Origin of the sequence: Vibrio hippocampi (assembly GCF_921292975.1) — a bacterium.
Lineage (GTDB): Bacteria > Pseudomonadota > Gammaproteobacteria > Enterobacterales > Vibrionaceae > Vibrio > Vibrio hippocampi.
On sequence record NZ_CAKLCM010000002.1, the window covers coordinates 2,033,996 to 2,045,715 of the forward strand.

An 11,720-nucleotide genomic window follows, 5' to 3' on the forward strand; every position below is an offset into this window, starting at 1 on the left:
TTTTTAATGTGGCTCCCCCTGCGGGACTCGAACCTGCGACATACGGATTAACAGTCCGCCGTTCTACCAACTGAACTAAGGGGGAATTGTATAAGTGGTGCCGACTACCGGAATCGAACTGGTGACCTACTGATTACAAGTCAGTTGCTCTACCTACTGAGCTAAGTCGGCACAAGAAGTCAGTCAAACTCACTTCTTAAAAGTGGCTCCCCCTGCGGGACTCGAACCTGCGACATACGGATTAACAGTCCGCCGTTCTACCAACTGAACTAAGGGGGAATTATATAAGTGGTGCCGACTACCGGAATCGAACTGGTGACCTACTGATTACAAGTCAGTTGCTCTACCTACTGAGCTAAGTCGGCGCACTATATACTTTATTGTCATGCTTATTTTGTCTAAGCACCAACAATCTAAATTGTGGTGCCCGGAGGCGGAATCGAACCACCGACACGAGGATTTTCAATCCTCTGCTCTACCGACTGAGCTATCCGGGCGACGGGGTGTATTAAACGGTTTTTCGGTCTTAACGTCAACACAAAAATGCAAAAAAAATATCGTTTGGTGCTTTTCTATACTTAGCGTACTGTTTTTATTCATTTAGTGCCTAAAAACAAGCCCTCAGCTAAGTTGAGTAGGTTCGCCACCTAAAAAATAAAGGCCATTATTTGCAAAAAACTTCATGTTCTCTTGGCTTTTACTTCATTAAACGTTGTCTCAAAGACCAAATAGCTTTAAGCACTTAAACCCTTTCTATACTACCAAATATCAATACGCTGGAATTTAATTAATATTAATTCACCTAGCCACTCATATTAACACCGCTAACGTCTCTTAATCGAGCACCTCAAGGGAGTCCGCTCATAGAGTAGTGATAAACGTGACTTACAATTAGATCACGCGAAAAAGCCAATACCAAACGCCCTATCCCAGCGTATTCACCTCAGCTAAATCCAACAGAACAAGTATTGTGTTGGCTACGACATAATGTATTAGCTAATCGATGCTTCGATAGTTATGAAGAAATTGTTGATAGTGTCTATGCTGCTTGGAATCATTTTGTGGAAAACAAAGTACGGCAATGTCACTCAACTTTCGAGGCTGGACAAAATTGAGCAATTAATGAATGTAATTGACATAAATTCTCTGACATCACAAAAGCAACAGACACGAAAAAGCCCTAGCATTGCTGCTAGGGCTTTTTCTAAATAAGTGGCGGAGTGGACGGGACTCGAACCCGCGACCCCCGGCGTGACAGGCCGGTATTCTAACCAACTGAACTACCACTCCGCAGTGGTACTATCTAAAGTCTGACCAAAAAAGGGCTTTAAATAGACAATATTCAAAGCCTGGCGATGACCTACTCTCACATGGGGAAGCCCCACACTACCATCGGCGCTGTTTCGTTTCACTTCTGAGTTCGGAATGGAATCAGGTGGGTCCAAAACGCTATGGTCGCCAAGCAAAATTCTTGCTTACTTTCAGCTTTAAAAAGCTAAAGGTAAAAATCTGGAAAGCTGTTCAAATTCTCACACATTCAATCTGTTCTTGCTTTGAGTCCATCAAAACCCTTTGGGTGTTGTATGGTTAAGCCTCACGGGCAATTAGTACAGGTTAGCTCAACGCCTCACAACGCTTACACACCCTGCCTATCAACGTTCTAGTCTCGAACAACCCTTTAGGACACTTAAAGTGCCAGGGAAGACTCATCTCAGGGCTCGCTTCCCGCTTAGATGCTTTCAGCGGTTATCGATTCCGAACTTAGCTACCGGGCAATGCCATTGGCATGACAACCCGAACACCAGAGGTTCGTCCACTCCGGTCCTCTCGTACTAGGAGCAGCCCCCTTCAATCTTCCAACGCCCACGGCAGATAGGGACCGAACTGTCTCACGACGTTCTAAACCCAGCTCGCGTACCACTTTAAATGGCGAACAGCCATACCCTTGGGACCGACTTCAGCCCCAGGATGTGATGAGCCGACATCGAGGTGCCAAACACCGCCGTCGATATGAACTCTTGGGCGGTATCAGCCTGTTATCCCCGGAGTACCTTTTATCCGTTGAGCGATGGCCCTTCCATTCAGAACCACCGGATCACTATGACCTGCTTTCGCACCTGCTCGAATTGTCATTCTCGCAGTCAAGCGGGCTTATGCCATTGCACTAACCTCACGATGTCCAACCGTGATTAGCCCACCTTCGTGCTCCTCCGTTACTCTTTGGGAGGAGACCGCCCCAGTCAAACTACCCACCAGGCACTGTCCTCACCCCCGATAAGGGGGCTAAGTTAGAACATCAACACTACAAGGGTGGTATTTCAAGGACGGCTCCAACGATACTAGCGTACCGTCTTCAAAGCCTCCCACCTATCCTACACATGTAGGGTCAATGTTCAGTGCCAAGCTGTAGTAAAGGTTCACGGGGTCTTTCCGTCTAGCCGCGGGTACACTGCATCTTCACAGCGATTTCAATTTCACTGAGTCTCGGGTGGAGACAGCGTGGCCATCATTACGCCATTCGTGCAGGTCGGAACTTACCCGACAAGGAATTTCGCTACCTTAGGACCGTTATAGTTACGGCCGCCGTTTACCGGGGCTTCGATCAAGAGCTTCGACCTAAGTCTAACCCCATCAATTAACCTTCCGGCACCGGGCAGGCGTCACACCGTATACGTCATCTTACGATTTTGCACAGTGCTGTGTTTTTAATAAACAGTTGCAGCCACCTGGTATCTGCGACTCTCGGCCGCTCCATCCGCTAGGGACTTCACCGCTAAGAGCGTACCTTCTCCCGAAGTTACGGTACCATTTTGCCTAGTTCCTTCACCCGAGTTCTCTCAAGCGCCTTGGTATTCTCTACCCGACCACCTGTGTCGGTTTGGGGTACGATTCCTTACAATCTGAAGCTTAGAGGCTTTTCCTGGAAGCATGGCATCAATGACTTCACATCCGTAGATGCTCGACATCGTGTCTCAGCCTTAAGAAGGTCCGGATTTACCTAAACCTTCAGCCTACGCACTTGAACCTGGACAACCATCGCCAGGCCCACCTAGCCTTCTCCGTCCCCCCATCGCAATTGTAAGAAGTACGGGAATATTAACCCGTTTCCCATCGACTACGCCTTTCGGCCTCGCCTTAGGAGTCGACTCACCCTGCCCCGATTAACGTTGGACAGGAACCCTTGGTCTTCCGGCGAGGAGGTTTTTCACCCCCTTTATCGTTACTCATGTCAGCATTCGCACTTCTGATACCTCCAGCAAACCTTACAGTTCACCTTCAACGGCTTACAGAACGCTCCCCTACCCAATAACTAAAAGTTATTGCCGCAGCTTCGGTGTATAGCTTAGCCCCGTTACATCTTCCGCGCAGGCCGACTCGACTAGTGAGCTATTACGCTTTCTTTAAATGATGGCTGCTTCTAAGCCAACATCCTAGCTGTCTAAGCCTTCCCACATCGTTTCCCACTTAGCTATACTTTGGGACCTTAGCTGGCGGTCTGGGTTGTTTCCCTCTCCACGACGGACGTTAGCACCCGCCGTGTGTCTCCCGGATAGTACTTACTGGTATTCGGAGTTTGCAAAGGGTTGGTAAGTCGGGATGACCCCCTAGCCTTAACAGTGCTCTACCCCCAGTAGTATTCGTCCGAGGCGCTACCTAAATAGCTTTCGGGGAGAACCAGCTATCTCCAGGTTTGATTGGCCTTTCACCCCTAGCCACAAGTCATCCGCTAATTTTTCAACATTAGTCGGTTCGGTCCTCCAGTTGATGTTACTCAACCTTCAACCTGCCCATGGCTAGATCACCTGGTTTCGGGTCTATATCCAGCAACTCGACGCCCAGTTAAGACTCGATTTCTCTACGGCTCCCCTATTCGGTTAACCTTGCTACTGAATATAAGTCGCTGACCCATTATACAAAAGGTACGCAGTCACCCCACAAAGGAGGCTCCTACTGCTTGTACGTACACGGTTTCAGGTTCTATTTCACTCCCCTCACAGGGGTTCTTTTCGCCTTTCCCTCACGGTACTGGTTCACTATCGGTCAGTCAGGAGTATTTAGCCTTGGAGGATGGTCCCCCCATATTCAGACAGGATATCACGTGTCCCGCCCTACTCGTTTTCACTGATTGCACGTTGTCGGTTACGGGGCTATCACCCTTTATTGCGAGACTTTCCAGACTCTTCACCTGACGTGCTAAAAGCTTAAGGGCTAATCCAATTTCGCTCGCCGCTACTTTCGGAATCTCGGTTGATTTCTTTTCCTCGGGGTACTTAGATGTTTCAGTTCCCCCGGTTCGCCTCATTAACCTATGTATTCAGTTAATGATACTAGCTTGTGCTAGTGGGTTTCCCCATTCAGACATCCCAGACTCACAGGTTGTTACTACCTAATCTGGGCTTATCGCAAGTTACTACGTCTTTCATCGCCTCTGACTGCCAAGGCATCCACCGTGTACGCTTAGTCACTTAACCATACAACCCCAAAGAGTTTCTAAAGAAATCTTGGCGCTGTCGTTAAACAACCAAAGTCGCTATCTCATTATTTGAATGAGCGAGATAGCTTTGATTTTGCCGGACTCAAATAACTCTTTATTTCCGCTTTTTATAAAAAAGCAGAAGCAAAAAGTGAACAAACACAACCGAAGTTATGTTGTTTCCAAGAACACTTGAATGTGTGTTGGTACCTAATCATTCTTTATTGAAAAGAATCACTAGGATTTGAGAACTTTTATTTGAATAACAACGCTTATCTAAAGATAAGGGGATTGTTGTTATTCGTCAGCTTTCCAAATTGTTAAAGAGCAATGTTTCACCTTCTCTATAAAGAAGGAAACCATTTCTAAAGACACTATCACTAATGCGCTTAAAGATGGTGGAGCTATGCGGGATCGAACCGCAGACCTCCTGCGTGCAAGGCAGGCGCTCTCCCAGCTGAGCTATAGCCCCATCAGGTGTTGATACTGTATGCCAAAATCCGTTAGGAGTATTGGTGGGTCTGAGTGGACTTGAACCACCGACCTCTCGCTTATCAGGCGAACGCTCTAACCACCTGAGCTACAGACCCAGTATCGTCTTTAATCTATAAACCATCAATCTGTGTGAACACTCATCGCAATAATCTTATCGTTAAGGAGGTGATCCAGCGCCAGGTTCCCCTAGCGCTACCTTGTTACGACTTCACCCCAGTCATGAACCACAAAGTGGTGAGCGTCCTCCCGAAGGTTAAACTACCCACTTCTTTTGCAGCCCACTCCCATGGTGTGACGGGCGGTGTGTACAAGGCCCGGGAACGTATTCACCGTAGCATTCTGATCTACGATTACTAGCGATTCCGACTTCATGGAGTCGAGTTGCAGACTCCAATCCGGACTACGACGCACTTTTTGGGATTCGCTCACCATCGCTGGTTGGCCGCCCTCTGTATGCGCCATTGTAGCACGTGTGTAGCCCTACTCGTAAGGGCCATGATGACTTGACGTCGTCCCCACCTTCCTCCGGTTTATCACCGGCAGTCTCCCTGGAGTTCCCGACATTACTCGCTGGCAAACAAGGATAAGGGTTGCGCTCGTTGCGGGACTTAACCCAACATTTCACAACACGAGCTGACGACAGCCATGCAGCACCTGTCTCAGAGCTCCCGAAGGCACACCAGAATCTCTTCCGGCTTCTCTGGATGTCAAGAGTAGGTAAGGTTCTTCGCGTTGCATCGAATTAAACCACATGCTCCACCGCTTGTGCGGGCCCCCGTCAATTCATTTGAGTTTTAATCTTGCGACCGTACTCCCCAGGCGGTCTACTTAACGCGTTAGCTCCGAAAGCCACTCCTCAAGGGAACAACCTCCAAGTAGACATCGTTTACGGCGTGGACTACCAGGGTATCTAATCCTGTTTGCTCCCCACGCTTTCGCATCTGAGTGTCAGTATCTGTCCAGGGGGCCGCCTTCGCCACCGGTATTCCTTCAGATCTCTACGCATTTCACCGCTACACCTGAAATTCTACCCCCCTCTACAGTACTCTAGTCCGCCAGTTTCAAATGCAGTTCCGAGGTTGAGCCCCGGGCTTTCACATCTGACTTAACGAACCACCTGCATGCGCTTTACGCCCAGTAATTCCGATTAACGCTCGCACCCTCCGTATTACCGCGGCTGCTGGCACGGAGTTAGCCGGTGCTTCTTCTGTCGCTAACGTCAAAGATATACACTATTAACGCATACCCCTTCCTCACGACTGAAAGTGCTTTACAACCCGAAGGCCTTCTTCACACACGCGGCATGGCTGCATCAGGCTTGCGCCCATTGTGCAATATTCCCCACTGCTGCCTCCCGTAGGAGTCTGGACCGTGTCTCAGTTCCAGTGTGGCTGATCATCCTCTCAGACCAGCTAGGGATCGTCGCCTTGGTGAGCCATTACCTCACCAACTAGCTAATCCCACCTGGGCTAATCTTGACGCGAGAGGTCCGAAGATCCCCCTCTTTGGCCCGAAGGCATTATGCGGTATTAGCCATCGTTTCCAATGGTTATCCCCCACATCAAGGCATATTCCCAGGCATTACTCACCCGTCCGCCGCTCGACGCCGCTATCGTTCCCCGAAGGGTCAGATAACTCGTTTCCGCTCGACTTGCATGTGTTAGGCCTGCCGCCAGCGTTCAATCTGAGCCATGATCAAACTCTTCAATTTAAGATTTTGATTCCCTATAAATAGGGGAGACTCAACGAATACTGACTTCAAAACTGTCCTTACTCGAAAGTAAGAAGTAATTTTAAAGCTATTACCATTCCAACAGAATGATAATGAATTGACTGTGCCAAGTCTTTCGACTTGCTTGGTCACTCAGTTCATTGAAATCTAAGTGGATACCGAAGTATCTCTTTTTGATTATCATCAACGAGTGCCCACACAGATTGATAGGTTTATATTGTTAAAGAGCTTGTTTTGAGCTTCTCTCAAAACGGACGGCCATTTTAGCGAGATAAGTTGTTGTGTCAACCACTTTTTTCAACTTAATTTCTCTAACCTCTAGGAGGTTGACCTATCACTGATTTGGTAGAGGTTTTAATGCCTCGTTCCCGTGTCAGCGAGGGTGCATTATAGAGATCGGATTCATCTTGGCAAGGACTAATTTGAGAAAAAAACGCTTTTTTATATTGTTCGCACACAAATCCACCAATAAGGACAAATTAACAACAAAAAAGGGAGCAAAGCTCCCTTTTTAACTCGCCATTTCACATCTATTACTGGGCAATTGCTATCTTTTCACCGCTAACGATCAATCTAATGGGTTTAGAAATATCGACTTTACCGGCCAAAATCTGCTTCGCTAATGGATTCTCAACGTTTTGTTGAATTGCGCGTTTCAAAGGTCTTGCACCATAAACCGGGTCATAACCTATATTGGCGATGTAATCCAAAGCTTCATTCGACAATGACAATTGATAACCGCTCTCTTGCATTCGTTTCGCTAGACTCTGTAACTGGATATCAACGATGGATTTAATGTGCTCTTTACCCAGCGGATGGAAAACCACACTTTCGTCAACACGGTTAAGAAACTCAGGTCTAAAGTGGGAAGTCACGACATTCATCACTTCTTGCTTTATTCCCTGATAGTCTAAAACTTGGAAGTTCTCTTGAATACGCGAAGAACCCAAGTTCGAAGTCATAATGACGACGGTATTGCGAAAATCGACCGTGCGACCTTGTCCATCCGTCAAACGACCATCATCCAGAACCTGCAATAAAATGTTAAACACATCCGGATGCGCTTTTTCTACTTCATCAAGCAATATGACGGAGTAAGGCTTTCTTCTTACTGCCTCGGTGAGGTAACCCCCTTCTTCATAGCCGACATATCCCGGAGGCGCGCCCACTAACCTGGCGACTGAGTGCTTTTCCATAAACTCGGACATGTCGATGCGCACCATGGCTTCTTCGCTATCAAACATAAAGTTTGCAAGGGTTTTGCAGAGCTCGGTCTTACCGACACCCGTTGGTCCTAGGAATAAAAATGAGCCAATCGGTTTGTTTGGATCCGCCAAACCTGCTCGACTGCGTCGGATCGCATCCGATACGGCTTCTACTGCTTCGTTTTGGCCAATGACTCTCTGGTGTAACACTTGTTCCATTTTTAGAAGCTTCTCTTTTTCTGCTTCTAGCATTTTGGCTACCGGAATTCCCGTCTGTTTAGACAGCACGTCTGCGATCTCAGCTTCGGTGACCTTATTACGCAGCAAGCTCATCTCCTGCATTTCGGCTTGCGTTGCCAGATCAAGTTGCTTCTCTAATTCTGGAATACGACCATACTGCAATTCTGACATGCGGTTTAGGTCGCCAGCTCTGCGAGCAATATCCATATCCATACGCGCCTGCTCTAATGCTGACTTGATATGCTGAGTGCCTGAAAGCGCGGCTTTTTCGGCATTCCAAACCTCGTCAAGTTCTGCATAGTCGCGTTCTTTGGTGTGCAATTCTTCATTAAGCACCAGCAAACGTTTTTCACTGGCTTCATCATGCTCTTTCTCTAGAGCCTGCTGCTCTATTTTTAGCTGAATGATTTTTCGCTCTAGTTTATCGAGCGATTCTGGTTTGGAGTCGATTTGTAAACGAATACTCGACGCCGCTTCGTCGATGAGATCAATGGCTTTATCTGGAAGTTGTCTATCAGTGACATAGCGATGAGATAAACGCGCCGCCGCGACAATCGCTGGATCGGTGATCTCGACATGGTGGTGTAATTCATAACGCTCTTTTAATCCACGCAAGATAGCCACCGTATCTTCAACTGATGGCTCATCCACGATCACTTTTTGGAAGCGTCGTTCTAGTGCGGCATCTTTTTCAATATACTGGCGATATTCGTCAAGAGTAGTCGCGCCTACGCAGTGAAGCTCACCGCGGGCAAGTGCCGGCTTTAACATGTTACCTGCATCCATCGAGCCTTCGCCTTTACCGGCTCCGACCATAGTGTGCAATTCGTCAATGAAGAGAATGACGTTACCCTCTTCTTTTGCCAGTTCGTTAAGAACGGATTTTAAACGCTCTTCAAATTCACCTCGATATTTCGCTCCCGCCACTAATGACCCCATATCTAAGGACAAGACTCGTTTGCCGCGTAAGCCTTCTGGCACTTCACTATTAATGATGCGCTGCGCCAATCCTTCCACGATAGCGGTTTTACCCACCCCGGGCTCGCCGATGATCACTGGGTTATTTTTGGTACGACGTTGTAAAACTTGAATTGTTCGGCGAATTTCATCATCACGACCAATGACAGGATCCAATTTACCCTGCTCAGCTCTTTCTGTGAGATCGATAGTGAATTTTTCCAGCGCTTGGCGTTTGTCTTCTGCATTGGGATCTTCAACTTTTTGCCCACCACGGATCTGCTCAATCGCTTGATTGATTTTGGCTTCCGTTAAGTCAAACTGCTTCAACAGCTGCCCAAGACTCCCTTTATCTTCTATCGCGGCTAATAAGAAAATTTCAGACGAGATATAGGCATCTTGGCGTTTTTGAGCCACTTTATCGCATAGGTTGAACAACTGTCCCATCGCGCTCGATAACTGAACATCACCACCTATTCCGGTTACTTTTGGCAACTTGTCTAAGATCTCAGCCAACTTTGAGCGCATCTGCACCACATCAACGTTGAGCATAGTGAGCAATGAACGGATAGCACTGCCTTCTTGGTTTAATAGCGCAACCATAAGGTGTGTGGGTTCAATGTAGTGATGGTCGCGTCCTAATGCCAAAGATTGGGCATCAGAAATAGCGATTTGGAACTTGCTAGTAAATCGGTCAAGGCGCATAGCAACCCCCTAATAACATTCAATCAAGATATGCAATTAAGATGGTTACTAAGAGGCGTGATTTCAAGATAGGAAAGTAAAAATCAATCCGTCAACCAGATGAAACTGGCGATTCTCCCCGTCACACCATCGCGGCGATAAGAGAAGAATTGCTCGGGTTCTGAATAGGTACAGTGCCCGCTGAACTCTACCGCTTCTACACCAAGCTTATTCAGTTTATAGGCTGCAATGCGGGGCAAATCGGCAAGCCATTTATCGTGATGAGCGGGATGAGTTTTAAACGCTGAGGCTAATTCAGGCGCTGAGTAACAAAAAGCCTGCTTAACATCGTCCCCCACTTCAAACGCATCTGCGCCAATCGCTGGACCGATCCACGCTTGTACTTCTGATTTAAACAGAGACAAGGTGTTTTCTACAATGCCATCAGCCAGACCTCGCCAACCCGCATGTACCGCAGCGACTGCACTGCCATCTTTCGCGGCGATGAGTATCGGTAAACAATCTGCCGTCATCACCGACAGCACCAAATTGGGTACTTCAGTGTAAGTGGCATCTGCGTCTATCACTTGAACAGTCGACTGAGTCAGTACTTCAACATGGGTGGAGTGAGTTTGATTAAGCCAGATCGGTGCTGAGGGCATGTTAGCCACCCGCTGAAGACGACGACGGTTTTGCATTACCTTATCGGGATCATCCCCAACGTGGTTGCCGAGGTTCATACTGTCGAAAGGCGGCTTGGATACACCGCCATTTCGAGTTGAACTGATTGCAGTTACCTGTGCCGCCGTTTTCCAATCCGGCTTAAAGAAAGGCATTAATACTCTTCTTCCTTATTGAGTTTAGTGTCTTCTCGTAACGCTTCTGTCATTGCAACCATGTCATCCGGTACGGGGGCATGAAACTCCATCTCTTCACCGGAAACAGGGTGTTCAAACCTTAACATCACTGCGTGTAGGGCTTGTCGGTCAAAGGCGCGAATCATTTCTGTTAATTCTTCACTGGCTCCGCGCGGGATCCTTGCTCGACCACCATAAGCAGTGTCACCGAGAAGAGGATGCTGCAAGTAGGACATATGGACACGGATCTGGTGAGTACGCCCGGTCTCTAGACGTAAACGAATACGGGTATGTTCGCGGAAATGTTCCGCCACACGGTAGTGAGTCACCGCAGGTTTACCCAGTTCGTTCACTGCCATTAATACGCGCTTAGTTGAATGACGACCAATCGCCTTATCCACCATTCCACCCGCGGTCATTTTACCGATCGCTATCGCTTCATATTCACGAGTAATATTGCGTTTCTGTAGCGCTCTGACCAAGCGTGTTTGTGCAGGAACCGTTTTCGCTACCACCATAAGACCTGTGGTGTCTTTATCTAAACGATGCACAATACCAGCACGAGGCACTTCTGCAATGGCAGGAAAATGATGTAGCAATGCGTTTAGCACGGTACCATCCGGTGTTCCTGCACCAGGGTGAACAACAAAGCCTCTTGGTTTGTTGATCACAAGAATGTCATCATCTTCGTAAACAATATCTAACGGAATGTCTTGAGCTTCGAAACGTTCTTCATCTTCTAGCTCTGCTAAAACAGCAATCACCTCGCCACCCATCACTTTCGTGCGTGGTTTTGTGATAACCTCTCCGTTAACCGAAATTTTGCCATCTAGTAGCCACTCTTTGAGTCTAGAACGGGAGAAATCGGTGAAGAGTTCTGCTACCGCTTGATCTAAACGTTGACCTAGCTGGCTATCTTTTACTGTATTTGTTAATTCAATCTGCTGAGCCATATCGAACTTTTTAAAAAACCTTGGGACTAATACCACGAGTGTGGATAATATAGCCCATCATTGTATCTGTTACTTAGGTAAAAAGTAATGGACGCGGAAAAATAATTACTTCAAGGAAATTGG

At 47.5% G+C, this 11,720-nt stretch carries 3 protein-coding genes, 8 tRNA genes and 3 rRNA genes; all 14 read right to left on the bottom strand.

Annotation, left to right across the window (positions count from 1 at the left end; genetic code table 11):
- Positions 1–9 precede the first annotated feature (9 nt).
- A tRNA-Asn gene (locus L9Q39_RS11530) sits at positions 10–85 on the bottom strand.
- Positions 86–95: 10 nt separating this feature from the next.
- Positions 96–171: transfer RNA gene (locus L9Q39_RS11535), tRNA-Thr, on the bottom strand.
- A gap of 32 nt (positions 172–203) precedes the next feature.
- Positions 204–279: transfer RNA gene (locus L9Q39_RS11540), tRNA-Asn, on the bottom strand.
- Between the two features lie 10 nt (positions 280–289).
- Positions 290–365, bottom strand: a tRNA-Thr gene (locus tag L9Q39_RS11545).
- Positions 366–421: 56 nt separating this feature from the next.
- A tRNA-Phe gene (locus L9Q39_RS11550) sits at positions 422–497 on the bottom strand.
- A 716-nt stretch (positions 498–1,213) separates the two neighbouring features.
- A tRNA-Asp gene (locus L9Q39_RS11555) sits at positions 1,214–1,290 on the bottom strand.
- Between the two features lie 57 nt (positions 1,291–1,347).
- Positions 1,348–1,463, bottom strand: a 5S ribosomal RNA gene (gene rrf, locus L9Q39_RS11560).
- Between the two features lie 120 nt (positions 1,464–1,583).
- Positions 1,584–4,472, bottom strand: a 23S ribosomal RNA gene (locus tag L9Q39_RS11565).
- A 398-nt stretch (positions 4,473–4,870) separates the two neighbouring features.
- Positions 4,871–4,946: transfer RNA gene (locus L9Q39_RS11570), tRNA-Ala, on the bottom strand.
- Positions 4,947–4,987: 41 nt separating this feature from the next.
- Positions 4,988–5,064 (bottom strand) — tRNA-Ile (locus tag L9Q39_RS11575).
- A gap of 63 nt (positions 5,065–5,127) precedes the next feature.
- Positions 5,128–6,680 (bottom strand): 16S ribosomal RNA (locus L9Q39_RS11580).
- Together the 16S, 23S and 5S rRNA genes with 3 tRNA genes alongside form the textbook arrangement of a ribosomal RNA operon.
- Before the next feature lie 554 nt (positions 6,681–7,234).
- A complete protein-coding gene (gene clpB, locus L9Q39_RS11585) occupies positions 7,235–9,808 on the bottom strand; it encodes an ATP-dependent chaperone ClpB (RefSeq protein ID WP_237485194.1) in 2,574 nt (857 codons plus the stop codon).
- Between the two features lie 83 nt (positions 9,809–9,891).
- Positions 9,892–10,623: a peptidoglycan editing factor PgeF gene (gene pgeF / locus L9Q39_RS11590; protein WP_237485195.1), complete on the bottom strand. Its 732-nt coding sequence runs from the start codon at positions 10,621–10,623 to the stop codon at positions 9,892–9,894.
- Positions 10,623–11,597, bottom strand: coding sequence for a 23S rRNA pseudouridine(1911/1915/1917) synthase RluD (rluD, locus tag L9Q39_RS11595; RefSeq protein WP_237485196.1), 975 nt, complete (start codon positions 11,595–11,597; stop codon positions 10,623–10,625). Before rluD ends, pgeF begins: the two co-directional genes overlap by 1 nt.
- Positions 11,598–11,720: the final 123 nt, after the last annotated feature.

Excerpts from the sequence above, each read along its gene's own strand:
- rluD (WP_237485196.1), bottom strand. The coding sequence starts at position 11,597 with ATGGCTCAGCAGATTGAATTAACAAATACAGTAAAAGATAGCCAGCTA.
- pgeF (WP_237485195.1), bottom strand. The coding sequence starts at position 10,623 with ATGCCTTTCTTTAAGCCGGATTGGAAAACGGCGGCACAGGTAACTGCA.
- clpB (WP_237485194.1), bottom strand. The coding sequence starts at position 9,808 with ATGCGCCTTGACCGATTTACTAGCAAGTTCCAAATCGCTATTTCTGAT.